Annotated in this window: 21 protein-coding genes; 12 read left to right on the forward strand and 9 right to left on the reverse strand. The window is 69.3% G+C overall.

From position 1 onward, the window contains the following. Window positions 1-15: 15 nt before the first annotated feature. The 5 genes from AC07PA_RS03130 (at window position 16) to AC07PA_RS03150 (ending at window position 5,864) form a co-directional block, all read left to right on the forward strand. Window positions 16-900, forward strand: coding sequence for a LysR family transcriptional regulator (locus AC07PA_RS03130; RefSeq protein WP_494603249.1), 885 nt, complete (start codon window positions 16-18; stop codon window positions 898-900). A gap of 47 nt (window positions 901-947) precedes the next feature. Continuing rightward, window positions 948-2,012: a homocysteine S-methyltransferase family protein gene (locus AC07PA_RS03135; RefSeq protein ID WP_145694289.1), complete on the forward strand. Its 1,065-nt coding sequence runs from the start codon at window positions 948-950 to the stop codon at window positions 2,010-2,012. Window positions 2,013-2,193: 181 nt separating this feature from the next. After that, the gene (gene ttcA, locus AC07PA_RS03140) at window positions 2,194-3,060 is read left to right on the forward strand and encodes a tRNA 2-thiocytidine(32) synthetase TtcA (protein ID WP_494604118.1); all 867 of its coding nucleotides are present in this window, start codon (window positions 2,194-2,196) and stop codon (window positions 3,058-3,060) included. 30 nt (window positions 3,061-3,090) lie between these two features. Further along, window positions 3,091-4,515: a prephenate-dependent tRNA uridine(34) hydroxylase TrhP gene (trhP, locus tag AC07PA_RS03145; protein ID WP_007860474.1), complete on the forward strand. Its 1,425-nt coding sequence runs from the start codon at window positions 3,091-3,093 to the stop codon at window positions 4,513-4,515. Window positions 4,516-4,532: 17 nt separating this feature from the next. After that, window positions 4,533-5,864 carry an SH3 domain-containing protein gene (locus tag AC07PA_RS03150; protein ID WP_494603246.1) on the forward strand — a complete coding sequence of 444 codons (1,332 nt, stop codon included), beginning with the start codon at window positions 4,533-4,535 and terminating at the stop codon, window positions 5,862-5,864. A gap of 1 nt (window position 5,865) precedes the next feature. On the opposite strand, the gene AC07PA_RS03155 is transcribed toward AC07PA_RS03150, so the two are convergent. Continuing rightward, window positions 5,866-6,465 (reverse strand): DUF8692 domain-containing protein, encoded by a 600-nt coding sequence (locus AC07PA_RS03155; RefSeq protein WP_494603244.1) that lies wholly within the window; start codon window positions 6,463-6,465, stop codon window positions 5,866-5,868. A gap of 111 nt (window positions 6,466-6,576) precedes the next feature. Between AC07PA_RS03155 and AC07PA_RS03160 the strand changes: the two genes are divergently transcribed. Beyond that, window positions 6,577-7,668, forward strand: coding sequence for a hypothetical protein (locus tag AC07PA_RS03160; protein WP_494603242.1), 1,092 nt, complete (start codon window positions 6,577-6,579; stop codon window positions 7,666-7,668). Here AC07PA_RS03160 and AC07PA_RS03165 read toward each other — a convergent pair. From AC07PA_RS03165 to AC07PA_RS03175, 3 genes are all read right to left on the reverse strand, one after another. Then, complete coding sequence (locus tag AC07PA_RS03165) at window positions 7,658-9,067, reverse strand: MFS transporter (RefSeq protein ID WP_494603240.1); 1,410 nt, start codon at window positions 9,065-9,067, stop codon at window positions 7,658-7,660. The two genes, AC07PA_RS03160 and AC07PA_RS03165, sit on opposite strands and share 11 nt — an antisense overlap. After that, the gene (locus tag AC07PA_RS03170; RefSeq protein WP_007860467.1) at window positions 9,064-10,683 is read right to left on the reverse strand and encodes a class I adenylate-forming enzyme family protein; all 1,620 of its coding nucleotides are present in this window, start codon (window positions 10,681-10,683) and stop codon (window positions 9,064-9,066) included. Before AC07PA_RS03170 ends, AC07PA_RS03165 begins: the two co-directional genes overlap by 4 nt. Window positions 10,684-10,957: 274 nt before the next feature. Beyond that, a complete protein-coding gene (locus AC07PA_RS03175; RefSeq protein ID WP_007860465.1) occupies window positions 10,958-12,280 on the reverse strand; it encodes a Glu/Leu/Phe/Val family dehydrogenase in 1,323 nt (440 codons plus the stop codon). Between the two features lie 190 nt (window positions 12,281-12,470). Here AC07PA_RS03175 and AC07PA_RS03180 point away from each other — a divergent pair, with 190 nt between their 5' ends. Together AC07PA_RS03180 and AC07PA_RS03185 are read left to right on the forward strand one after the other, a co-directional pair. Next, window positions 12,471-13,364, forward strand: coding sequence for a hypothetical protein (locus AC07PA_RS03180; RefSeq protein WP_494603237.1), 894 nt, complete (start codon window positions 12,471-12,473; stop codon window positions 13,362-13,364). Continuing rightward, entirely contained in the window at window positions 13,361-13,999 is a 639-nt protein-coding gene (locus AC07PA_RS03185; protein ID WP_494603235.1) for a hypothetical protein, read from the forward strand. Before AC07PA_RS03180 ends, AC07PA_RS03185 begins: the two co-directional genes overlap by 4 nt. A gap of 139 nt (window positions 14,000-14,138) precedes the next feature. Here the strand turns inward: AC07PA_RS03185 and AC07PA_RS03190 are convergent, their stop codons facing one another. Further along, a complete protein-coding gene (locus tag AC07PA_RS03190; RefSeq protein WP_494603233.1) occupies window positions 14,139-15,005 on the reverse strand; it encodes a PPK2 family polyphosphate kinase in 867 nt (288 codons plus the stop codon). A 30-nt stretch (window positions 15,006-15,035) separates the two neighbouring features. Continuing rightward, window positions 15,036-16,034 (reverse strand): GlxA family transcriptional regulator, encoded by a 999-nt coding sequence (locus AC07PA_RS03195; protein ID WP_494655362.1) that lies wholly within the window; start codon window positions 16,032-16,034, stop codon window positions 15,036-15,038. 91 nt (window positions 16,035-16,125) lie between these two features. On the opposite strand from AC07PA_RS03195, the gene AC07PA_RS03200 reads away from it, so the two are divergent. Then, a complete protein-coding gene (locus AC07PA_RS03200; protein WP_494603229.1) occupies window positions 16,126-16,911 on the forward strand; it encodes an MBL fold metallo-hydrolase in 786 nt (261 codons plus the stop codon). Here AC07PA_RS03200 and AC07PA_RS03205 read toward each other — a convergent pair. Beyond that, window positions 16,897-17,874 (reverse strand): LysR family transcriptional regulator, encoded by a 978-nt coding sequence (locus AC07PA_RS03205; protein WP_494603227.1) that lies wholly within the window; start codon window positions 17,872-17,874, stop codon window positions 16,897-16,899. The genes AC07PA_RS03200 and AC07PA_RS03205 overlap by 15 nt on opposite strands. A gap of 71 nt (window positions 17,875-17,945) precedes the next feature. Between AC07PA_RS03205 and AC07PA_RS03210 the strand changes: the two genes are divergently transcribed. Then, on the forward strand, window positions 17,946-18,434 hold the full coding sequence (locus AC07PA_RS03210) for a PACE efflux transporter (RefSeq protein ID WP_007860447.1): 489 nt from the start codon (window positions 17,946-17,948) through the stop codon (window positions 18,432-18,434). 57 nt (window positions 18,435-18,491) lie between these two features. On the opposite strand, the gene AC07PA_RS03215 is transcribed toward AC07PA_RS03210, so the two are convergent. Then, the gene (locus tag AC07PA_RS03215) at window positions 18,492-19,418 is read right to left on the reverse strand and encodes a response regulator (protein WP_494603225.1); all 927 of its coding nucleotides are present in this window, start codon (window positions 19,416-19,418) and stop codon (window positions 18,492-18,494) included. After that, on the reverse strand, window positions 19,402-22,839 hold the full coding sequence (locus AC07PA_RS03220) for a hybrid sensor histidine kinase/response regulator (protein WP_494603223.1): 3,438 nt from the start codon (window positions 22,837-22,839) through the stop codon (window positions 19,402-19,404). The genes AC07PA_RS03215 and AC07PA_RS03220 overlap by 17 nt, the downstream gene beginning before the upstream one ends. A 190-nt stretch (window positions 22,840-23,029) precedes the next feature. On the opposite strand from AC07PA_RS03220, the gene urtA reads away from it, so the two are divergent. After that, window positions 23,030-24,298 carry an urea ABC transporter substrate-binding protein gene (gene urtA, locus AC07PA_RS03225; protein ID WP_494603221.1) on the forward strand — a complete coding sequence of 423 codons (1,269 nt, stop codon included), beginning with the start codon at window positions 23,030-23,032 and terminating at the stop codon, window positions 24,296-24,298. A gap of 161 nt (window positions 24,299-24,459) precedes the next feature. After that, window positions 24,460-25,374, forward strand: a complete 915-nt coding sequence (urtB, locus tag AC07PA_RS03230) for an urea ABC transporter permease subunit UrtB (RefSeq protein ID WP_007860428.1) — start codon at window positions 24,460-24,462, stop codon at window positions 25,372-25,374. Window positions 25,375-25,401 lie beyond the last annotated feature (27 nt).

Here is a 25,401-nt window from a genome sequence, read left to right on the forward strand (position 1 = left end):
TGGCATGATGGGCGCATGAAGCTGTACCTGCTGCGCTACTTTGCCGTGCTGGCCGAAGAGCTGCACTTCGGCCGTGCGGCCGAGCGCCTGGCCATCACCCAGCCGCCGCTCAGTTCGGGCATCAAGGCGCTGGAGGACGAGCTGGGCGTGAAGCTGTTCGAGCGCAGCAGCAAGCACGTGGCGCTCACGCCCGCGGGCCATGCCTACCTGGCCGAGGTGCGCGTGGTGCTCGACCGCGTGGCGCGCGCGGGCGAAACGGCGCGCGCCGTGGCCGCGGGGCTGCGCGGGCGCCTGGACATCGGTTTCACCGGCTCCATGGTCTACCGCGACATGCCGGCCATCGTGCGCGCCTTCGGCGCGCAGGCGCCAGGCATCGAGGTGCAGCTGCGCGAGATGTCCACCGGCGAGCAGCTCGAGGCGCTGCTGCACCGCCAGCTGCACGCCGGCTTCATCAACAGCAGCGTGGTGCCCGAGCCGCTGGCCAGCCTGCCGCTGGCCGAGGACCATTTCGTCTGCTGCCTGCCCGAGGACCATCCGATGGCGCAGCACGCCACGCTGGACCTGCAGGCGCTGGCCGCCGAGACCTTCGTGATGTTCTCGCGCGACGTGGCGCCCGCCAACCACGACAACGTGATCGCCCTGTTCCACCGCGCCGGCATCCACCCCCACACACGCCATGCGGCGCGCCAGTGGCTCACGGTGGTGGCGCTGGTCGCCCTGGGCATGGGCGTGGCCCTGGTGCCGGCCGCCATGGCGCGGGCCGGGGCCCAGGGCGTGCGCTTTGTGCCCATTGCCGGCCTGCACCACCCCACGGTGGGGGTGCTGGCCTGGCACCGGGACGCGGTGAGCCCGGCGCTGCGCGGCTTCCTGGACGTGGCGGCCGCTGGCCAACAGGGGTAACCGGCCCGGGCCAGCAGGGGAAAAGCCGCGCTTTCTACAATAGCGGGATGCAAGCCCTCCAATACACCCGCGCCCGGGAACTGCCCGACATCCTCGCCCAACGCATCGCCATCCTCGACGGCGCCATGGGCACCATGATCCAGCGCTTCAAGCTGGGCGAGGCGCAGTACCGGGGCGAGGGCTACACCGGCCCCGGCAACGCGGGCGACCGGTTCAAGGACTTTGCCTACGACGTCAAGGGCAACAACGAGTTGCTGAGCCTGACCCGGCCCGACGTGATCAGCGACATCCACGAGCGCTACCTGGCCGCGGGCGCCGACCTGATCGAGACCAACACCTTCGGTGCGACCACCATCGCGCAGGAGGACTACCACATGGCCGAGCTGGCGCGCGAGATGAACCTGAAGTCCGCCCAGCTGGCCCGCGCCGCCTGCGACAAGTACAGCACGCCCGACAAGCCGCGCTACGTGGCCGGCGCCCTGGGCCCCACGCCCAAGACGGCCAGCATCAGCCCCGACGTGAACGACCCCGGTGCGCGCAACATCGACTTCGAGCAGCTGCGTGCCGCCTACTACGAGCAGACCGAGGCGCTGGTCGAAGGCGGCTCCGACGTGCTGCTGGTCGAGACCATCTTCGACACCCTGAACGCCAAGGCCGCGCTGTTCGCCATCGACGAGTATTTCGAGAACAGCGGCCAGCGCCTGCCGCTGATCATCAGCGGCACGGTGACCGACGCCTCGGGCCGCATCCTCTCGGGCCAGACCGTGACGGCCTTCTGGAACAGCGTGCGCCATGCGCGCCCCCTGGCCATCGGCCTGAACTGCGCCCTGGGCGCCACGCTGATGCGCCCCTACATCCAGGAGCTCAACCGCGTCGCCGGCGACACCTTCATCAGCTGCTACCCCAACGCCGGCCTGCCCAACCCCATGAGCGACACCGGCTTTGACGAAACGCCCGAGGTGACGAGCCGGCTGGTGCACGAGTTCGCCGCCGAGGGGCTGGTGAACATCGTGGGCGGCTGCTGCGGCACCACGCCCGACCACATCGGCGCAATCGCGCGCGCGGTGGAAACCGTGCCTGCGCGCAAGATGTTCTACCCGGCCGAGGCCTGAATCCCGGGGCCGGTGGGCCCATCTGTACGAAAATCGATCCTGGCGATGGCTTTGCCATCGCCAGGTGCTATGCATACCATCGCAATTTTGACCGCAGCATCTGCTGCGGCCGTGAATCCTCCTGCCCGCCATGCTGACCGACGCCCCCACCTCGCCCCCCGTTGCCGCACCACCCGCCCCCATGGCGGGCAGTACGGACCGCGAGGCCCTCAAGCTCGAAAAGCGCCTGGTGCGCCAGGTCAGCCAGGCGATTGCCGACTTCGGGCTGATCGCCGATGGCGACAAGGTCATGGTCTGCGTGTCCGGCGGCAAGGACAGCTACGGCATGCTGGACGTGCTGCGCATGCTGCAGCAGCGCAATGGCAACCGCTTCGAGCTCGTCGCCGTCAACCTCGACCAGAAGCAGCCGGGTTTTCCGGCCCAGGTGCTGCCCGACTACCTGGCGGGGCTGGGCGTGCCCTTCCACATCGAGACGCGCGACACCTACAGCGTGGTCAAGCAGCATGTGCCCGAGGGAAAAACGATGTGCAGCCTGTGCAGCCGCCTGCGCCGGGGCATCCTGTACCGCGTGGCCGACGAACTGGGCTGCACCAAGATCGCGCTGGGCCACCACCGCGACGACATGCTGCAGACCTTCTTCCTGAACATGTTCTTCGGCGGCAAGCTCAAGGGCATGCCGCCCAAGGTGCAGAGCGACCGTGGCGACCACCTCGTCATCCGCCCGCTGGCCTATGTGGCCGAGGACGACCTCACGCGCTGGGCGGCGCTGCGCAACTTTCCCATCATCCCCTGCACCCTGTGCGGCAGCCAGGAGAACCTGCAGCGCAAGCAGATCGGGCAGATGCTGCGCGACTGGCAGCAGCTGTACCCGGGCCGCATCGAGAACATGGCCGTGGCGCTGCGCAACCTGGTGCCTTCGCACTTCATGGACCCGCGCCAGTTCGACTTCCAGGGCCTGGTGGCCAATGGCGTGGCCGATGCCGATGGCGACAAGGCCTTCGATGGCGAGGAATTCCCGCAGGCCATTGCCATGCCGGTGCCGCGCTGAACAACCCACAACCCGACTGGATGGCCCCCGATGACCGCCCTCAAAGCCCCTGAACTGCTGTTGCCCGCCGGCTCGCTCGACAAGATGCGCGCGGCCTATGACTTCGGCGCCGACGCCGTGTACGCCGGCCAGCCGCGCTACTCGCTGCGCGCGCGCAACAACGAGTTCCGCCTGGAGCAGATCCGCCAGGGCATCGAGGAGGCGCATGCGCGCGGCAAGAAGTTCTTCGTGACCAGCAACCTGATCGCGCACAACGACAAGATCCGCACCTACCTGCGCGACATCGAGCCCGTGATCGATTTGAAGCCCGACGCCCTGATCATGGCCGACGCCGGCCTGATCATGATGGTCAAGGAAAAGTGGCCCGAGGTGCCCGTGCACCTCTCGGTGCAGGCCAACACCACCAACTGGGCGGCCGTGAAGTTCTGGCAGAAGATGGGCGTTGCGCGCATCATCCTCTCGCGCGAGCTGAGCCTGGACGAGATCGCGCAGATCCGCCAGGAGTGCCCGGACATGGAACTCGAGGTGTTCGTGCACGGCGCGCTGTGCATCGCCTACTCGGGCCGCTGCCTGCTCAGCGGCTACTTCAACCGCCGCGACCCGAACCAGGGCACCTGCACCAATGCCTGCCGCTGGGGCTATGCCACGCATGGCGCCGAGGTCGACCCGACCACCGGCGAGGCCGTGGCGCAGAAGATGGAGGCCGGTTTCGACTTCGCCGCCGCGCAGCAGGAGGCCGAGCAGTCGTTTTCCACCTGCGGCGACGGCGTGCGCCACCCGGCGGCCGACCAGGTCTACCTGCTCGAGGACATCGGCCGGCCCGGCCAGCTCATGCCCATCATGGAGGACGAGCACGGCACCTACATCCTCAACAGCAAGGACCTGCGTGCCGTGGAGCATGTGGCGCGGCTGGCGCAGATCGGCGTCGACTCGCTCAAGATCGAGGGCCGCACCAAGAGCCTTTACTACGTGGCCCGCACCGCCCAGGTCTACCGCCGCGCCATCGACGATGCCGTGGCCGGCCGGCCGTTCAACCCCGAGCTGCTGCTGGAGCTCGAAGGCCTGTCCAACCGCGGCTATACCGGCGGCCTGCTCGAGCGCCGCCCGAGCCAGGACTACCAGAACTACATCAGCGGCCACTCGGCCACCCAGCGCAGCCAGTTCGCGGGCGAGGTGCTGGGCGCCGACGGCCAGGAGGCCGTGGGCCTTGCGGGCGACTGGGTGCAGGTGGAAACCAAGAACCACTTCGCCGTGGGCGACCTGCTGGAGGTGGTGCACCCCAGCGGCAACATCCAGCTGCGGCTCGAGCGCATGCACGACGTGCACGGCCAGCCCGTGGCCGTGGCCCAGGGCAACCCGGTGCGCGTGTGGATCCCGCTGCCCGCGCGCTATGCGGGGGCACTGCTGGCGCGTGTGGTGGAACAGCCAGCGGCCGCGCCGGAGCTGGTGGCGTGATGCCGCGGCGGGCAGGATTGATCTCCCTGGCCGCCGCACTTGCGGGAGCGGCCCTGTGGGCACCCGGCGCCGGCGCACAGCTGGGACCCGAGCCCCCGGTGCGCCATGTGCAGGGCTCCTGGGTCAACCTGCGTGAACGGCCCCGGCCCGATGCCCGGGTGGAAGCCCAGTTGCCGGCCAACACCGTGGTGCGCCTGCTCGCCGAGCAGGACGGCTGGTGCGAGGTGTTCTACACCGGCGACGCCCGGCTCAACCCCGATGGCAAGGGCGAGGTGATCCGCTTCATCCCCTTCCAGTCGCACATGGCCTGCAACCTGCTGGCCGCGCAGCCCCTGACCCTGCCGCAGGCCGCGAAGGACCCGGCCCGGGCCTTCTGGGTGGCGCCGTCGTCCAACCGCCTGCGTGCCTATGGCAATGCCCTGCCCCGGCCCGCGGCCCTGCAACTGCCGGCCTTGCGCAAGAGCCACGCCGAAGGGGCCGAGGTGCGCTACCCCGCCCGGCCGGAGTTCGATGCTGCCAAGCGCCTGCTGCGCGCCGGCGTGCTGCCCGACACGGCCCACGAGATCGCGCGCGGCAAGCCGGTGCCGGACCCTGTCGCCGATCTCAAGCTGCCAGGCCTGCGCCTGGCCCTGCAGCCCATTGCGTCCTCGCGCTTCAAGCGCCATGGCGAGGTGGCGCTGCTGCACGACACCGAGGCCGACGGCCTGGCCGCCGTGGCCGGAAGCCGCATTGCCGTGGTGCCCACGGCGGCGCCCATGGGCCGCTACAACCGCCACAGCGGGCCGGAGATCGAGTTCGTCACCGGCTTCTGGGACGTGGGTGCGGCCGACCTGGTCTTCGATCCGCCGCTCACCATCTATGCCGTCACGCAGCAGGGCCTGGTGGGCGCGCAGGCCCTGCGCAAGCGCAGCTGGCAGATCGACAATGCGGACTTCTACTGCGGCGGCAACTACACCGGCCCGGCGTTCGAGGACCCAGGGGCCGAGGGGGACGAGGTCGTCCCCGTCAAGCGCTATGCACGCCTGCCGGAAACGGCGCAGGTGCTCACCCGCCTGGTCACCACGACCGAGCTGCCCGCCAGCGCTGCGGCGGTGAAGTCCCAGCGCCAGCCCCTGGGCTGGACCATCCCTGCCGAGCCTCCCGACGTTCCCAAGCCGGTGCGCATCCAGACGGCCGTGGTGGCCTACGAAATCGACCTCGACCGTGACGGCATTGCCGACATCTTGCGCTTCGAGGTGCCCTTCAAGGGCGAGATGTCGGGCCACCCCCTCTTTGCCCACCACTGGTACCTCAACGTCGGCGGCCAGTGGTTCCGCGCTGGCCGCTGGATCGACCAGGAGTGCACCTGAACTAAGGTGGTGGAGCCGGCTGGCGCAGCAATGCCGCCAGCACCAGGGCCTCGGCCAGCACCTCGAAGACCTCCTCGAAGGTTTCCAATGCTGGCGGCACGCCGGGCCACTGGTCGACGGCAATCGCCCACAGGCCGACCAGCAGGCCGGCCCACACCAGTGCCTGCGTGCTGTGGTGGCTGAGCGCGCGGTGCAGCCAGGCCAGCGTGGCCACGCCGACCACGCCCACGGCCAGCAGGGGTGCCTCGCGCACCCAGGTCGACTGGCAGGCCACGGTCCATTCGATGCAGCGGAACTTCCACAACTCGTGCAGCATGAACTGCTCGTCCAGCGCCAGCGCGCCGAAGGCCAGCACCAGCCAGATCCCCAGCATCCGGGGCAGGGCGCGCTCGGCGGTCAGCCGCAGCGCGGTGATGGCCAGGGTGAGCAGCAGCGCGCTCGACAACCAGGCGGCCGGCGAGGCGTCGGAGCGGAAGGCGCGCTCCCAGCTGGGCGCGAACAGCGCGGCGCTGAGCAGCAGGAAAACGGCCACCCCGGTGAGCAGTGCAGGGGCCACCCAGGGATGGGGTGGCAGAGAAGGCGGCGAGGGTGGAGTGGGCATGGTGGCGTGGGCAGGCCGGATTCTGACGCAGGCCGGGTGGGCCGGTGATCGGGTGCCGCTGTTCAGCGGGGTCGAATCGCTCCAGAATCGGGCCTTCACCCCACCGCCCGCATGGCTGCACCCATCGACCCTTCCCGCCCTGGCGCCTTGCCGCCCGTGGCCCAGTTCCTGGCCGAGGCGGCGCTGCAGCGCCAGGCCGCGCTGCTCGGGACCGACAAGGCGGCCCCGGCGCGTGCGCCGTTTCCGCTGGGCGATCCCGCAGCACCCGCGGCCCCTGCCGCACCCGTGCCCGGGGCAGCACCCCCGGCGCCGGCAGTGGCCGACAAGGCCAGCATTTCGCCGCAGGCGCGTGGCCCCCTGGGCGCGGGCTTCGATCCGCGGGGCCATGCGGCGGCGGCCAGCCCGGCGGGCGCTGCGGTGCGCAACCTGCTGCCTGCGGCGCTGGCACCGGGGGCGCCGGTGCCAGCACCTGCTGCGTCCGCGGCAGCACCGCTGTCTGCGGCCTGGCCGGCCGAGGGGCTGGACGCCCCGGCGCTGCGCATGGTGAGCGCCCTGGTGGCGCAGCTCACCGAGGGCAGTGGCATTCCCCAGCGCGTGGTTGCGGCCCAGCCCTGGCCCGTGGGCCTGGCGCATGCACTGGAGAAAGGCGATGCCGAGCCCGGGCAGCCGCCGCTGCAGACCTGGCTGGTGCGCCAGGGCACGGTGCAGACGCCCGAGGGGCCACGCAGCTTTGCGCTGACCCTGCGCGTGCCGGTGCCCTGGATGGCGTCGCAGTCGACACCTCTCGCCGCGGCGGGGCTGGGCGCGCCGGCGCCGTTGCATGTGCCGTTTTCCGGCAATGCGCAGGCGCTGCAGTCGGGGGTGTTCGCGCTGGTGCTGCAGGGGCCTGAAGCCGCGGCCACGGCGCGCACCAGTGCGCTCCTGGTGCTGGACTTCCAGGCGCAGGTGCCGGCTTCGGTCTATGGCCGAGAGATGCTTCTCGCGCCAGGCCAGCGCCTGGACCCCTGGACGCAGATGGCGGTGCTGCAGGCCAGTGGCCATCTGCCGGTCGATGAGGAGCGTGAGCGCGAACGGCCGCTGTGCGAGGTGGCTGGCTGCCCTTATGCGGGGCGCACGCCTTGTGCGCAGCCGTTCTGCCTGGCCTTGCGCTGGGTGGACCCGGTGGTTCCAGCGCTGCCCGCAGGGCCCCAGCTCAGCCCGTGAACTGGCTGTCGCGCACGTCGCCCACGCTGCGGCGGATCTCGCCGTGCCGCGCGCGCGTGATGGGGTAGACCAGCAGCAGCGGAATCGCCAGCGCCAGGCACAGTGCGGGCAGCGGGCCGGTCATGAGCCGTATGCCGCCCAGCGCCTCGGGCGACTGGGCCACGTTGGGTACGTAGTGCGTGATGTCCAGCACGGCCGCAACGATCACCGTGGCCAGCGTGCGTGCGATCTTGTCGACCAGACCGAACAGGCCGTAGTACATGCCGGTGGTGCGCTCGCCCGCGAGCATGTGGCCGTGGTCGATGGTGTCGGGCACCATCGCGAAGGGCACGATCCAGTGCGCGCCCATGCCGATGCCGATCAGCGCCAGCACGGCGGCCACCGCCCCCTGCTGGCCCGGCCCGATCCAGTACAGCACCACCAGGCCCGCGGCACTGAACACCAGGCCCAGCATGTAGGCCCGGTTCTTCTCCCAGCGGTCCACCACGCGCTTCCAGACGAACAGCGAGACCGCCACCACCCCGAGCAGGATGGCCATGAGCCGCGGCAGGTCGCCCTGCGTGCCCTGCAGCTGGTAGATGACGAAATAGGCCAGCGCGCCCTGCACCAGGGTCAGGCCCAGGCGCACCAGGCCGGCCGCGCTCACCAGCAGCAGGAAGGGCCGGTTGCGCAGCGTGCCCAGCAAGGTACGGCGCACCGAATCCCAGGCAGGCGAGGGGTCGGCGGGGGCGGGTGCCTCGTCGGCCACGGGCTCGCGCACGCGCCAGGCCACCACGGCCACCGCCATGCCGGCGGCCAGGCCGAAGCAGGCACCGGCCAGCGCGTAGCCCGTGCGCGCATCGGGCGCGGCACGCACCAGCACTGGCATTAGCACGCTGCCCGCGAAGAAGCCGATCAGGGCACCGAGCGAGGCAAAGGCCGTGAGGCTGGTGCGCTCGTCGTAGTCGCGCGTGAGGTTGGCGGCCATGGCCTGGTAGGGCAGCTGCACCAGCGTCATCAGCGTGTCGAACAGCGTGTAGGTGATGGCAATCCACAGGAACGCCGCCACCGGCGACAGGCCCGGGGGCACCATCCATACCGCGGCCGACACCACGGCCAGCGGAATCGCGCCGTAGATGAGGTACACGCGGTGGCGGCCCCAGCGCGAGCGCGTGCGGTCCGTCACCCAGCCGAACAGCGGGTCGTTGATGGTGTCCCACACCTTGCCCACCAGCAGCGCGGCGCCGGCAACGGCCGGCGGCACCAGGGCCACGTCGGTGTAAAAGATCATGAGCAGGAAGCCCATGGCGGCGATCAGCATCTGCAGGCCCACGTTGCCCACGGCGTAGCTGAGCTTGGTGCCCAGCGGCAGCCTGGTGTCGGCGGTGGTGGCAGCCTGCGCGGCGGTCGGCCCGCTCACAGCGCGTGCGCCGGTTCGGCCACGGGCTCTTCGGCGTCGAGCATGGCACGCACCTCGCGGCGCAACATCTTGTTGAGGAAGCTGCGCGGGATCTCGGGCACGATGCGCACGCGGTCGGGCTGCAGTGCCGCGGTCAGGTTCTCGGCCAGGTACTCGGTGATGTCGTGCTCCAGCGCACGCCAGTTGTGCTCGGTGCGCCAGCTCTGGCGCAGGCTGACCACCAGCACGGCCTGCTCGCCGTGCTGCACCAGGCAGCATTCCTTGACGGCGGGGTGCTGGTGCGTGACTTCTTCCACCTCGCGCGGGTTGAGCAACTGGCCGTCCTTGCGCACGCGGTCGGCATTGCGGCCCAGCACGTGCAGGTAGCCTGCCTTGTCGAAATAGCCCGTGTCACCCATCACCACCCAGCCGTTGCGAAGCGTCTCGGCCGTTTTCTCGGGGTCGTGCCAGTAGCGCTCGAATTGCACCGGGGTCTGTACCGTGATGAGGCCCGTGGAGCCCAGGGGCAGCGGATGGAAGTCGTCATCGCGGATCACCACGTCCACGCCGGGCATCACGCGCCCCACCGACGACAGGATGTCCAGGCCCAGTGGCGCGCCGCTGGCGTCCACATGTTCGTGCGGCAGCAGCCAGGTGATGGGCGGCAGAGCCTCCAGGCAGCCGTAGCCCTGCTGGAAGATGGGGCCGAAGCGGCGGATGGCTTCGGCGATCTTGGGCGCGGGCATCATTTCCGAGCCATAGGGCACATGGGTCAGCGAGGCCAGGCGGTAGCGCGGCAGCTCCGGGTCGTCCAGCAGGTCGATGATGGCCGACGGCGAGAGAAAGGCGCGCGAGACCTTGTGGCGCTCGATCAGCCCGGCCAGCGTGGCCGAGCGGAAGTTCTCGGGCATCACCAGCACCGCGCCCGAGAGCAGCGTGGGCAGCACCAGGCCCGAGCCCGGCCCGGTGAGCGGCAGGCCCAGCATGTTGATGTCCTGGCCGCTGGCCGGGGGCGTGAAGTTGATCGACTGGGCAATGAAGCGCACGCTGTCCAGGTACTTGCGGTGGGTGTAGCCGATGGCCTTGGGCAGCCCGGTGGTGCCCGAGGTCATGTGCAGCGCGAACACCTCGTCCTCGTGCACCCTGGCCGTGCCGCGCGTGGGCGTGGCCTGGGCCAGCGCGTCCTCGTAGGGCTTGCCCAGGGCCAGGATGTGCAGGCCGGGCATGCGCTCGCGCACGGTGGCCAGGATGGGCTCGCTCAGCGCCGGGTCGTGGATGAACACGGCGGGTTTCACGCGCAGCAGGGTATCGAGCGCGGCCTGGGCCGACAGGTGCTTGTGGAAGCTCGCGAAGATGGTGCCGTTCTCGAACGTGGCCAGGCGCGTCTCGTACTGCTCGCCGGTCTCAGGCAACCAGGTGAAGACGATGTCGCCCTGCTGGACGCCCTGCGCCTGCATCCAGCCGTGCAGGCGCAGCACGCGGTCGTGCAGCTGTTGGTAGGTGAGGGTGCCGCGCCGGTCGATGAGGGCGCGCTTGCTGCCATGCAGTCGGTAGGCCAGGCGGGCCACCGAGCGGGCGGTGCGCAGGCGGCTCAGCATGAAGCGCGCCATGACGCTGCGCAGGGAGGGAAGGGCCACCGTTGTCTCCTGGGATTGCCGAGATGAAAGGGCAGTCTCCCACGCAGCCTGCGGGGCAATCATTTCCATTTGTTGGCGTGCGTATCTGCCTGTTTCAGCGGCCGCCCAGCGGTCGCATCGTGCCGACAACAGGCATGAACGCGGGTGTGCGGCGTCGCCCGGACGCAACAGGCACCTCCCGGAAAAAAGCCGCCAGCACCGGGTGCGGTGCTGGCGGCTGGGTCGGACCGGGGGCCGCCGGATAGGCGGCCGCGGTTCTTGCAAAAAAGAAATATCAGGGATACAGGCCGCGCATTTCGCGGGCGTGCAGGATGCGCTGGCAGGCCACGATGAAGGTGGCGGTGCGCAGGCTGACCTTGTGCTCCTGGGCAATCTGCCAGACGCCGGCAAAGGCATCCTGCATGATGCGCACCAGGCGGGCGTTGATCTCGTCCTCGCTCCAGAAGAAGCTGGAGAAGTCCTGCACCCATTCGAAGTAGCTCACCGTCACGCCGCCGGCGTTGGCGATCACGTCGGGCAGCACCAGCACGCCCTTGTCGTGCAGGATGTCGTCGGCCTCGGGGGTGGTGGGGCCGTTGGCGCCCTCGATCACCAGCTTGGCCTTGATCTGGCCGGCATTGTGCTCGGTGATCTGGCCTTCCAGCGCGGCCGGGATCAGGATCTCGCAGTCCACGCCCCAGAACTCGTCGGCTGCCATGGTGTCGGCGCCGGCAAAGCCGCCCACGCCGCCACGCGCCTTCACGTGGGCCAGCAGGGCCGGTACATCGAGGCCCTTGCCGTTGAAGATGGTGCCGGTGTGGTCCTGCACGGCCACGACCTTGGCGCCAGCCTCGGCAAACAGTTTGCCGGCGATGCCGCCGACGTTGCCGAAGCCCTGCACTGCCACGCGGGCACCGTCGAGCGACAGGCCGGTGAGCTTGGCGGCTTCCACGCCCACGGTGAAGACACCGCGGCCGGTGGCCTCCACGCGGCCGAGCGAGCCGCCCAGGTCCACGGGCTTGCCGGTGACCACGCCGGTGGCGGTGGCGCCGGTGTTCATCGAGTAGGTGTCCATCATCCAGGCCATGATCTGGCCGTTGGTGTTCACGTCGGGTGCAGGGATGTCCTTGGAGGGGCCGATGATGATGCCGATCTCGCTGGTGTAGCGGCGCGTCAGGCGCTCAAGTTCACCGAGGGAGAGCTTCTTGGGGTCCACGCGGATGCCGCCCTTGGCACCGCCGTAGGGCACGTTCACCGCGGCGTTCTTGATCGACATCCAGGCCGACAGGGCCATCACTTCCGACAGCGTCACGTCCTGGTGGAAGCGCACGCCGCCCTTGCCCGGGCCGCGCGAGGTGTTGTGCTGCACGCGGTAGCCCTCGAAGTGGGCGATGGTGCCGTTGTCCAGCTCGATCGGTACGTCCACGATCAGCGCGCGCTTGGGGCGCTTGAGCGTCTCGACCCAGCGGGCCAGATGGCCCAGGTAGGGCGTGACACGGTCCACCTGCTGCAGGTAGACGCCCCAGGGGCCGAGGTTGTCTGCTTGGAGGTAGGAAGGCAGGGTATGGACGGCGCCCAACTTGGAGCTGGTGGCCGGAGCGCCGGAAGATTGCGACATGTGAATTTCCTTGTGGGATAAGTTCAAGCCACGGAGCTTATGCCTGCCTGTTGTCCCTGTCCAAGGCCGGAGTGTTACAGGATTATGCATTTGATGCATAACATGCCAATTGGCCCGGTCGGTGTCTGGAACCGGCGCGCAGCGCCCCTGGCTTGCTGCCCTCGAGGGCATCTCCAACGCCTCACGTTCCATGTCCGCCAGCACGTACACCTTCACCTGCATCGGCTCCGATGCCGACGCGCTTTGCACCCTGCACGGCAAGCTGCTGGCCGCCATCGGCACCCCCTGCAGTGCCTGGCCCGAACTTCTGGGCGGCATCTTTGCCGATTGGGACCAGCCCTCGGTGCTCAGTGCGTCGCTGCTGGGCACGACCTTGCGCTGCAGCATAGACGCCTCGGCGCACGATGCACTGGAGAAGGCGCAGATCCTCGCCCTGCATGCCGCGGGTGCCGAGTACCTGCGTGTGCAGGTCTTCAACAGCCAGGTGGGCGAGTCGGACACCACGCACCACCACGCGGGCAAGCGCATCACTGCCAAGGCCTTTCCCAAGCCCGCCCTGTCCGAAGGCGACCGCTTGTACGGGCTGGTGCTCGAGTCCAAGGATGGCGCGCTCGCCAAGGAGATCAAGGCCGGGGCCTCTGCGGACGCCGCGGCCCAGGGCATGCCCCTGTTCATGCACGCCCTGCGCGGGGGCATGGAAAAGTCCGTGCGCGCCATGTTCGATGCCCGTGTGGACCTGGCCCCCTGCCTGCCCTGGGCCACCGAGGCGGCCAGCCAGATCGCCCAGCATGGCGGCAGCAGGCGCGAAGCCATGCTGGTCGCGCTGCTGGCGCTGCCAGGCGCAGACCTGGTGGCACTGTCGCGCTCCGTGGCCGTGGTGCAGGCCGTGTGCGCACACCCCAAACTGCTCAAGTGGCTGCTCGCCCAGGAAGGCGTGGACGTGAATGCCAGGTTGTACGAGGAGGAGTCTGCGCAGGAGGTCGGCAGCCTGTTGTTCCACAGCGTCGAGTCTTCCAGGACAGCGCGGAAGTCCTGGCGGTGCGGGAGGCCCGGGGCGTCTGCTCGGTGCCACCCCTGCAGATGAGCGACGTGGCCCGTCTGGACCGCATGCGCTGTGGCTACCGCGATGCCGAAACCACGGCGCAGCTGGCGGCTGCGGGCGTCGACCTCGACACCTCGGTCTGGCGTGACGACTATCCTGCGGTGCGCATGCTGCTGCGCAATTTTCAGGGGGCGGCGCGGGATGTGCGCCTCGCCCTGGAACTGCTGGATGCGGGCGCCGGCATCGCTGGCTGGCTGACGCCGGAAGCGGTCCAGGAGGAGGTGCTGGGCGCGCTGCTCGCGTGGTGCTGGTACGAGCAGGGTGCAGCCGAGGGTGAGGAGCCCATCGCTCTGGACGGGCAGCGCGTGGACGCTGTCCTCGGCATCTTTCGCCGCATGCTGGAGCGCGGGCTCAACGCCAACACCCCCGTCGTGTTCAGCGCCGACAACCTGGCGGCCAGGGGCGAAGCCTTTGCTACGCCCCGGGTGCGCTATGAAGGCGGGCTGCTGGGGGCCGTGGCCTGCATGCTGTGCGCACGGGGCAGCGAACTGCGCGGCCTGTGCCTGCCCCTGGTGGAGCTGCTGCTGGTGCATGGCGCCGACCCGCTCGCGCCCTGCCGGCGTGTCGCTGGCCACCCAGGCTCGGGTGGCACCCGGATCTGGGTGCGCGGGGCCTGACCGGAGACCAACCTGCCCTGGCCCGAAGGCGCCTCGGCACTGGACTATCTGCTGCAGCGCCAGGCCCGGGAGCCGGACAGCACCGATGCCGCGGTGGTTGCGGCCCTGCAGGCCAGCGGTCGGCCAGGGCGCTGAACGCTCACTCGACCTTGAAGCCTGCCAGCTGCGGGTCGCCTGGCGGGTAGCGCAGCTCCAGGTTCTGCAGCACCTGGCGCAGCACGGTGGCGATCATCAGGTTGCGGTGCGTCTTGGAGTCGGCCGGCACGATGGTCCAGGGCGCCCAGGGCGTGTGCGTGGCCTGGAGCAGGGTGTCGTAGGCCAGGCGGTAGTCCTTCCACTGCTTGCGCACCTCGATGTCGCCCATGCTGAACTTCCAGTGCTTGGCCGGGTCGTCCAGGCGCTCCTGCAAGCGCAGGCGTTGCTCCTCGGGGCTGATGTGCAGCAGGAACTTGAGCACGATGGTGCCCGTCTCGCTGAGCATGCGCTCGAAGTCGTTGATATGGGCCAGGCGCTGCTGTTGCTGCGCGGGCGTGATCCAGCCATTGACCACGGGCACCAGCACGTCCTCGTACTGGCTGCGGTTGAACACCGTGATCTCGCCGTCCTGCGGCACCTGCTGGTGGATGCGCCAGAGGTAGTCGTGTGCACGCTCGGTCTCGGTGGGGGCTTTCCAGCCCACGGTGCGCACGCCCAGGGCGCTCATGCGGCCGAACACGCCGCGGATGGTGCCGTCCTTGCCCGAGGTGTCGGTCCCTTGCAGCACCACCAGCAGCTTGTAGCGCTTGTCGGCATAGAACAGGTTCTGCAGCGCGTCGAGTTCCAGCGCCAGGGCTTCCACGGCCGCCTTGTCCTCGGCCTTGCTGCCCAGCGAGAAGGGCTTGGCACCTGGGTCCCAGTTGGCGAGGGCGGAGGCCTTGCCTTTCTTGCCGCCCGCCTTGGGCTGCCAGGCCGACCAGCGCTCGCCAAAGGCCTTGCTGCTGCTCTGGAAGGGGTTCATGGTGTGCATCTCCGGTGAATAGGACTATCGAAGGGGCCGTCAGTGGCTGCCATGGGCCATGCGGTAGGCCATGGGCGTCTGGCCGGTGGCATGGGTGAAGGCCCGGTGCAGGCCTGCTTCGCTGGCAAAGCCCAGGTCCTGGGCGATGCGCTTGAGCGGGTAGCGGGTCTGGCACAGGGCATCACCGGCCTGCCGCAACTTGATGCGGCGCATCCAGTGTGCCGCAGACAGGCCTGTGTGTGCACGCACCCGCCGCGCAAGGGTGCGGGTGGACAGGTGCATGGCCGCCGCCAGGTCGGCCAGGCACAGGCCCTGGGCCGGGCTGCGCTGCACCCAGAGCATGGCGCTGCGCAGGGCGGGCTCTGCCTGGGCCATCAGGTCGAGCCCGGCAAACACCGGGTGGGTGGTGCGTGGGCGGGGCAGCATCAGCACCTCCTGCAGGTCCTGCACCGCCTGGGGTGGCAGCCGTGCCGCCAGCGCATGCAGCATCAACGGCAGGTAGCCGCTGGCGCCGGCGGCCGTGGTGGCGGCCGCGTGGGCCACCAAGGGCTCGTCCAGGCGCCAGTGCACGGCCGAAAACTCCTGCTCCAGTGCCGCCCGCAGCCACCAGGTGGCCGTGGCCGCGTGGCCATCGAGCCGACCGCTGGCCGCCAGCAGCACCACGCCGGCACAGTAGCTCCACAGCTGCGTGCGGCCGGGCAGGGCACGCAGCGCCCGCACCAGGGGTTGCAGGGGGCGCAGCTGGGCCCTTACTTCGTCGGGTGACGACAGCCACAGGCCTGGCACCAGCACGGCATCGGCCTGTGCCTGGACCAGGGTCTCGGTGGGCGCCAGTGCCGGCCCCTGCCAGGTGGCAACCGGCTGCAGGTCCAGCCCCACCCACAGCACGTCGAACAGCGGCCTGCCCGCACGCAGGTTGGCCGCGCGCGCCATGTCGGCCGTGGCAAACAGGCCCGCGGGCATGCAGCCCTCATAGAGCAGCAGGGCCAGGCGCAAGGGGCGCGAGGGGGAGGGGGAATCAGCACCTGGGTGTGGCATGAATTGGCAATGAATCGTCCATTCCGGCCATTTTCACCAGACGCACGCCTTTGAACAATAGGTCTTCATCCATTGCCACAACACCTCTCCCATGAAGATCACCCAATTGCGCAACGCCACCATCGTGCTGGAATTCACGGCCCAGGGCACGCCCGTGGTCCTGCTGGTCGACCCCATGCTCTCGCCACAGGGCGGTCTGCCCACGCTGCGCTACCTGGGCGGCACGCGCCGCCGCAACCCCACCGTGGAGCTACCCCAAGGGGCCGATGCCTTGCTGGGCCGCGTGACGCATGCCCTCATCACCCATTGCCAGCGCGGCCACTTCGATCACCTGGACCGGGCGGGCAAGCAGTTCCTGCGCGGGCGCAGCACGCCCGTCGCCTGCATGCCCCGCGATGCGGACTACCTCGCCGCACGTGGCCTGGTGGTGCAGCCGCTGACCGGTCCCGGCCGGCAGCCCTTCCTGGGCGGTGGGCACATCACGCCCATCGCCTGCCTGCATGGGCGCGGCTGGGTCGGCCGGCTCATGGAGCATGGCCATGGCTACCTGATCGAGATGCCGGGCGAGCCCAGTGTCTACATTGCCGGCGACACGGTGCTCACCCCCGAAGTGCGCGATTGCCTCACCCGGCTGCGGCCCGACGTGGCCGTGCTGCCGGCCGGCGGCGCGCGTTTCGACCTGGGGGGCGAGATCCTCATGGACGGGCGCGACGTGATCGAGGCCTGTGCACTGGCGCCCGGCCTGGTGGTGGCCAACCACCTGGAGGCACTCGACCATTGCCCCACGACGCGGGCGGATCTGGCAGCGATGGCCGCACAGGCCGGCCTGCAGCACCGGCTGTGGATCCCGCAGGACGGCGAGTCACGCGTGTTCTGAGGCGGGTGTCGAGCAGGTCTGTTCGGGCGCATGCCCGGCCCGCAGCGCATCGTGCGCCATCAGCTCCACGAAGCGGCGTGCACCCAGGCCCAAGGGGCGCTCCTTGGACCAGACCACGTCCACCCACAGCGCCGTGCCGTTGCTCAGGTTCTCGAAGGGCATCTCCAGCAGCGTGCCCGCGTCGATGCGCGGCTGCACCAGCGCGCGCGGCTGCCAGCCCCAGCCCAGGCCGGCCTCGATCAGGCCCAGGGCGGCCAGGTGGTTGTCGGTGCGCCAGTGGTGGCGCGCAAATACGAAGCGCCGGTCGATCTGCGCCAGGTCGCGGCTGGCCACCACGATCTGCCGCGTGGTCGTGAGGTGCTCTTCGCGCAGCTGGGCCAGGGCGCCGGCTTCGCCCCGGGCCTCGGCGGCCGCGCGCGCTGCCTGGAGCACCGGGTGGTCAGGCGCCATCACCGCCACCAGGGTCTCGCTGCCCACCTCCTGGAAGCCTTCGCGCCCGTCGATGCTGGGCCGCTCGAACACCAGCGCCAGCTGCGCGCGCCCGGTGTGCAGCAGCTCAAGCGCATCGACCTGGGGCGCAGCCAGCACCTCCACCTGCAGCAGCGGGTACTCGCGCGCCAGGGCGGCGATGGGCTCCGTCCAGCGCGAGGCCAGCAGCTCGGGCGCAATCGCCACCGTGAGCCGCTCTTCCAGGCCCTGGGTCAGCGACAGCGCCTGGGCGTTGAGCTGCTGCAACTGCCCGGCCAGCAGCCGCGCCTGGGGCTCCAGCGCCCGCGCGGCTGCCGTGGGCCGGGGTTCGCGGCCGCTGCGGTCGAAGAGCGGCATGTCCAATTCCGCCTCCAGGTGGGCAATCGCCATGCTCACGGCCGAGGGCACGCGCGAGAGGCTGCGCGCCGCCGCCGAGAAGGAGCCCTGGTCCAGCACGGACAGGAAGACCTGGATGTTGTCCGAGGAAAAAGCCATCCCCCAATCTATCAGAAAAACTGATACAAGCTAACTTTTTATATCAGCCGCAAGCACATAAAGTTCGTGCCATGGAAACGCAGAACACCACCACCTCCCTGGCAGCGCCGCAGGCTGCCGCCGGCCTTCAGGGCGTCAAGCGCCGCGTCGTCTACGTCACGCTGTACGAACTCATCGCCATCTTTGCCGCCACGGCGGGGCTGGCCTTCCTCACCGGCCAGGGCGCCGCGCATGCGGGCGTGATTGCTGCCGTTGCGGCCCTCATCGCCGTGGCCTGGAACCTGCTGTTCAACTGGGCCTTCGAGCGCTGGGAGTCGCGCCAGGAAGTGCGCGGGCGCAGCACCAGGCGCCGGGTGGTGCATGCCATCAGCTTCGAGATGGGCCTGGTGGTCACCCTGGTGCCGATCTTTGCCTGGTGGTTCCACATCAGCCTGTGGCAGGCGCTGGTGATGGACATCGGCATGATCGTCTTCTTCCTGTGCTACACCTTTGTCTTCAACTGGGTGTTCGACCATGTGTTCGGCCTGCCGGCCAGTGCGCAAGGCATCGCCCAGCCTTGAAACCAGCGGTGCCTGACCGCAGGGGGTGAAACTGGCGCGGCCAGGAGGTGCTTCATCTCAACCCTGCAGCAACTGCCCCGCGATGGCGGCTGCTGCCGTGCGGGTCTCCACCCCCAGCTTCTCGAAGATGTGCTCCAGGTGCTTGTTCACCGTGCGCGGGCTCATGCCCAGGATGTCGGCGATGTCGCGGTTGGTCTTGCCCTTGGTGAGCCACGAGAGCACCTCGGTCTCGCGCGGCGTCAGCGCCACCTGCTGAAGGTGGCGCGGCGCTGCGGCCTCGGGCCGGGCGTGGCTGAGCAGCAGCATCGATTCGGCCAGGCCGCTGGCGCCCATGTGCCGGGCCAGCAGCTGGCGGCCGTCGGCCAGGGCCAGGGTCTGTTCGCCATCGCGCTGGGCCTGCACCAGCCAGGCGGCGGCCACTTCGGCGGGGGCCTCGGCATGGGCGAAGGCGTCTTCCAGCCAGCGCGTGGCCTGGGGAGAGCGCCAGGCCATGCGGCCCTGGCCATCGAGCACCACCACGCCCAGGCCGGCCACGTCCACTGCCTCGCGCGCCAGGCGCGTGGCCTGGGCATTGCGCACATGGGTCGCCAGGCGCGCCAGCACCTCGGGGATGCGCAGCGGCTTGACCACGTAGTCCACGCCACCGCTGGCAAAGCCCTGCAGGATCTGCGCCGTGTCCGACAGCCCGGTCATGAACACGATGGGCACGTGCGACCACGGCGGCGTGGCCTTGAGTTGGCGGCACAGCGCGAAGCCGTCGATGCCCGGCATCACCGCGTCGAGCAGCACGCCATCGGGCACCACCATGTCGAAGCGTTGCAGCGCCTCTTCGGCGTCGCGCGCGGCCAGCACGGCGTAGCCCTCGGCGGCCAGCGCGTCGCAGAGCATGCGCAGGGTGTCCAGGGCGTCGTCCACCACCAGGATGACGCGCTGGCCGGGCACGCCGGGGCTGACCGGTGCGGTGGGATCAAAGGGACTGTTCATGGTCGGGTTCTCGAAGGTGGCGGGCCAGGGCCTCGAAGTCGAAACGGTCGGCACAGGCCTGCAGCACGGCCAGTGCCGCAGCGTGGGCCGGCAGCTGGGCACGCGCCTGGCGCAGCAGCTCGCGCACGGCACCGGCCTGGCCCTGGCGCGCCAGGCGCGTCAGGCCGTCGCGCAGGTCCTGGGGCAGGCTGGCGGGAGCGGGCACCGGACCCGCGGCCTGGTCCGCTGGGGGCGGCAGGGGCTGCGGGGTGTTGTCGTGCACCCATTCGAGCTGCAGCGCCGCCTGCAGCGCACGCAGCAGCTCGGACTCGATCACCGGCTTGCCCACGAAGCCCTGCACCTGCATGGCCGCCAGGCGCCCGGGCTCGTGGTCGAACTGGTTGGCCGAGACGAAGACGATGGGCAGCGCGCTGGCAGGCAGCAAGGTGCGCAGCAGACCCGCGGTCTGCCAGCCATCGAGGTCGTCCATGGAGATGTCGAGCAGCACCAGGTCGGGCGGGGTCTGGCGCACGATCTCCACGCACTCGCGCCCGCTGGCCGCCTCGCGCACGATGAAGCCCAGCGGCACCAGCAGGCCGGCCAGCAGCTGGCGCTGCAGCGGCTGGTCGTCCACCACCAGCAGCGTGCGGCGCGGGGCGATGTGGCCGATCACCGGGCGCAGGGCCGCCATGTGGGCCGGGCGCCACGCCGGGTCGGGCGAGATGCCGGGCAGGTACAGGCGCACGGTGAAGGTGCTGCCCTGGCCCGGGGTGCTGGCCACCGTGAGCTCGCCGCCCATGAGCTGGGTGAGCAGGTGCGTGATGGTCAGGCCCAGGCCGGTGCCGGCCTCGCTGGCCCGGCGCCCGGCGCTGCCGCGCTCGAAGGGCAGGAAAATGCGCTCGCGGTCCTGCGGCTCGATGCCGATGCCGGTGTCGATGACCTCGATGCGCGAGACATGCGGGCGAAAGTCCATGCGCAATCGCACCTCGCCGCGCTCGGTGAAGCGCACGGCGTTGGACAGCAGGTTGATCAGGATCTGGCGCAGGCGCTTGGCATCGGCGCGTATCCAGCCCGGCATGGTGCCTTCGGTCTGCACCACGAAGCGCAGGCCCCTGGCCTCGGCCTGCGGGCGCAGCATGCCTTCCACGTTCTGGATCAGCTCGGGCAGGGGCAGGGGCGCCAGGTCCAGGCGCAGCCGGCCGGCCTCGATGCGCGCCAGCTCCAGCGAGCCGTCGATCAGTGCATGCATGTGCTGCCCGCTGTGCTGGATGGTGGACAGGCTCTCGCGCAGCCAGCCCTCGGTCTGTGGGTTCTTGAGCAGGATCTGCGTGTAGCCGAGGATGCTGTTGAGGGGTGAGCGCAATTCATGCGTCATGCCGGCCACGTAGCGCGTCTTGGCCAGGCTGGCCGACTCGGCCTGGTCCTTGGCGGCCTGCAGCTCGGCGTCGGTGCGCTTGTGGGCTTCTATTTCCTGCAGCAAGAGCTGCGTCTGGCGCTCCGACTCGTCCTGCGCCATGCGCCGGCTGTCGGTGCTCAGCACCACCCACCAGGCGCACACGGCCGCCAGCAGCGCCAGCAGCGCGAACACCTTGAAGAACGGCATGCGCAAGAACTGCGCGGGCGTTTCCAGGCTTTCCTGCACGTAGACCACGCCGAGCAGGAACACCAGCACCGCGCACAGCGAGACCATCACCATCAGGTACTGCCCCATGCGGAAGTTGACCTTGGCTGCCCAGTGGCGTGGCAGCAGCAGCGCCGCCACGGCGCGCAGCTGGTCGGTGGCGCGCGAACCGGTCTTGCAGCGGTCGTGGCAGCGCGATTCGAGCGAGCAGCACAACGAGCAGATGGCCGCGCCGTAGGCCGGGCAACGCGCCATGTCCTCGGACTCGAACTGGTTCTCGCACACCGTGCAGCGCACGGCCTCGCCGGGCTGCCAGGTGGTGTCGGGCTGGCGCGCCAGGTAGTAGCGCCCCCGGGTGGCCCAGGCCAGCAGTGGGGCCAGCGCCATCGACAGCACGAGCGCGATGAAGGGCGAGAACGCGGCCGCCATTTCGCCCAGCATGCCGGCATAGGCGCAACAGGCCACCGTGGCCGCCAGCACCATGGAGCCCAGCCCCACGGGGTTGAAGTCGTACAGGTGCGCGCGCCGGAACTCGATGCCCGGCGGCGACAGCCCGAGCGGCTTGTTGATCACCAGGTCGGCCACCAGCGCCCCCACCCAGGCGATGGCCACGTTGCTGTAGACGGCCAGCACCTTCTCGAGCGCGCCGAACACCCCGAGCGTCATGAGCAGCGTGGCAATGCCCACGTTGAACACCAGCCAGACCACGCGCCCGGGGTGGCTGCGCGTGATGCGCGCGAAGAAGTTGGACCAGGCAAGCGAGCCCGCGTAGGCATTGGTCAGGTTGATCTTGATCTGCGAGACCACGACGAACAGCACCGTGACCGCCACTGCCAGGCCCGGCAGGCCCAGCGCCTGCATGACCTGGTGGAAGCCCGCGAGGAACATCTGCGTGGGCTCGGCCGCGCGCGTGGTGCCCACTTCGAACTGCAGCGCCGCGAACGCCAGGAAGGCGCCGCCCGCCATCTTCAGCATGCCCATCACGATCCAGCCCGGGCCGGCCACCAGCACCGCGCCCCACCAGCGCCAGCGGTTGGCGGCCGTGCGCTCGGGCAGGAAGCGCAGGAAGTCCACCTGCTCGCCGATCTGCACCACCAGCGAGAAGATCACCGTGCCCGCCACGCCGAACATCAGCAGGTTGAACTGGCTGCTGCCGCTCTTGAGGCCCGACAGCCCGGCGAAGTCACGGTACAGCTGCGGCTGGGTGAGCGCGATCCACACGAAGGGCAGCAGCAGCAAAAACAGCCACAGCGGCTGCGTCCACGCCTGCAGGCGCGAGATCAGCGTGATGCCGCGCATGGCCATGGGCAGGATGACCAGGGACGAGACCACGTAGCACCACTGCAGTGGCCAGTCCACCACCATCTGCAACGCCAGCGCCATGATGGCCGCCTCCAGCGCGAAGAAGATGAAGGTGAACACCGCGTAGATCAGCGAGGTGATGGTCGAGCCCAGGTAGCCGAAGCCCGCACCGCGCGTGAGCAGGTCCATGTCCAGGCCGTAGCGCGCTGCGTAGTAGGCAATCGGCAGCCCGGTCAGGAAGATCAGCACCCCCACCGCGAGGATGGCCCACATGGCATTGGAAAAGCCGTAGTTGAGCGCGATGGCCCCGCCGATGGCCTCCAGTGCCAGGAAGGACAGCGAGCCGAACGCCGTGTTCGCCACGCGGAACTCGCTCCAGCGCCGAAAGCTCTTGGCGGTGTAGCGCAGCGCGTAGTCCTCCATGGTCTCGTCGGCCACCCAGGCGTTGTACTCGCGCCGAAAGCGAAAGATCGTCTGCTGGGCAGGCTGCGGTGCGACGGACGGGGGGGTGGAGGGCATGCACGGGCCCATGCAAGAAACGTTCTAGCAACGCTTGCCGGGTGGTGCGTACGCACGGGCTACGTTAATTGACGTATGGGCGCGTACCAGGGTTGTCCCTAATCTTGGCACCAGCGCGGCACCCACAGCAACCCAGCCGGCCAGCGCCGCACACCACCCCAAACCGTCTGTAGCAAGGAGCGTTTTCACCATGAAGCACCTCACCGATCCGAATGCCCTGGGCACCAACCCCTCCACGGACGGCGGCCGTCGCCGCCTGCTGCAGGCCATGGGCGCCGCCTCGATGGCAGGCCTGCCGGCCTGGTCCTTTGGCCAGACCACGGCCGCTGTCAACACCACCAAGCTGGCCGTGACGGACACCGAGGTCACCGTGGGCCAGCTGCATTCGGCCACCGGCACCATGGCCATCTCCGAGACCGGCTCCATCCAGGCCGAACAGCTCGCCATCGACCAGATCAACGCCATGGGCGGTGTGCTCGGCCGCAAGATCAAGGTCATCAAGGAAGACGGTGCCTCCGACTGGCCCACCTTCGCCGAAAAGTCCAAGAAGCTGCTCATCAACGACCACTGCGCCGCGGTGTTCGGCTGCTGGACCAGCGCCTCGCGCAAGGCCGTGCTGCCGGTGTTCGAGAAAGAGAACGGCCTGCTCTACTACCCCACCTTCTACGAAGGCCTGGAGCAGTCCAAGAACGTGATCTACACCGGCCAGGAGGCCACGCAGCAGATCCTGTACAGCCTGGAGTGGGCCAAGACCGAGAAGAAGGCCAAGACCTTCTTCCTGATCGGATCGGACTACATCTGGCCGCGCACCTCGATGAAGATCGCGCGCAAGCATGTCGAGAACTTCCAGAAGGGCAAGATCGTCGGCGAGGAGTACTACCCATTGGGCAGCACCAACTTCGGCTCGCTGATGAACAAGATCAAGGTGCAAAAGCCCGACTGCCTGTTCGTGGCCGTGGTGGGCGGCTCCAACGTGGCCTTCTACAAGGCGCTCAAGGCCGCCGGCATCACCGGCGACAAGCAACTGCTGGTCACGCTCTCGGTCACCGAGGACGAGATGACCGGCGTGGGTGGCGAGAACTTCGCGGGTTTCTTCTCGTCGATGAAGTACTTCCAGTCGCTGGACAACGAGAACAACAAGAAGTTCGTCGCCGCCTTCAAGGGCAAGTACGGCAAGGACGCGGTGATCGGCGACGTGACTCAGGCCGGCTACCTGGGCCCCTGGCTGTGGAAGGCCGCGGTCGAGAAGGCCAAGAGCTTCGACGTGGACAAGGTGGTGGCCGCATCGCCGGGCATCGAGCTCAAGACCGCGCCCGAGGGCTACGTCAAGCTCGACGCCAACCACCACCTGTGGAGCAAGTCGCGCATCGCCATGGGCATGCCGGACGCCAGCTTCAAGGTCGTTGCCGAATCGCCGGAGCTTATCAAGCCCGATCCCTTCCCCAAAGGGTATCAGTAACCACCCCCTGAGCGGCTACGCCGCTTCCCCCTCTCTCGCTTCGCGGGAGGGGGACGACGCCCTCGCTGCGGGGCGGCCCTTGCTCGGCGTCCCTGGCTTGGGCCGTGCCTTTGCGTGCCCCGTTCTTCGTACCGACCCGTTTGCGCTCAGGAGCAGCACCCATGACCTTCTCAGAAATGCTCAACATCGGCCTCATGCAGGGCTTTGCGGGCCTGAGCCTGTTCGCCGTGCTGCTGCTCATGGGCCTAGGGCTGGCCATCATCTTCGGGCAGATGGGCGTGATCAACATGGCGCATGGCGAGTTCATGACCATCGGCGCCTACACCATCTACCTGGGCTCCACGCTCGCGTCGACGCATGCGCCGCAGCTGGTGGCCTACTACTTTCCGGTGGCCATCGTGGCTGCTTTCGGCATTGCCTTCGCCGCGGGCTGGCTCGTGGAATGGGGCCTGATACGCCACCTGTACAAGCGCCCGCTCGATACGCTGCTGGCCACCTGGGGCATCAGCCTGGCGCTGCAGCAGTGCTTTCGCACCTTCATCGGCCCCAAGGAAGTCAGCCCCACCTTGCCCGACTGGCTGCTGGGCTCGTGGGCACCCGTCGAGGGCCTGGATATCCCCATCAACGGCATGTTCGTGCTGGGGCTCACGGTGGTGGTCACCTGCGGCGTGCTGCTGGCGCTGCACCGCAGTCGCTGGGGCCTGCGCGTGCGTGCCACCGTGGCCAACCGCGTGATGGCCAATGCCACGGGCATCGATACGCAAAAGACCGACCGCCTGACCTTCGCCATCGGCTGCGGCATCGCCGGCGTGGCGGGGGCCGCCTTCACCACCATCGGCTCCACCGGGCCGACCTCGGGCTCGCTCTACATCGTGGACGCCTTCCTGGTCGTCACCTTCGGCGGTGCGGCCAGCCTGCTGGGCACGGTGGTCTCGGCCTTCGGCATCGCGCAGACGCAGTCCATCACCGAGTTCTTCCTGGCCGGCTCCATGGCCAAGGTGATCACGCTGTCGCTGATCGTGCTGATCCTGATGGTGCGGCCGCAGGGCCTGTTCGCCTCCAAGGTGCGCCGCTGAGCACCGATCGATTTCCCCCCGAGTCCA

The sequence above is a fragment of the Acidovorax sp. GW821-FHT09B03 genome, assembly GCF_059418305.1.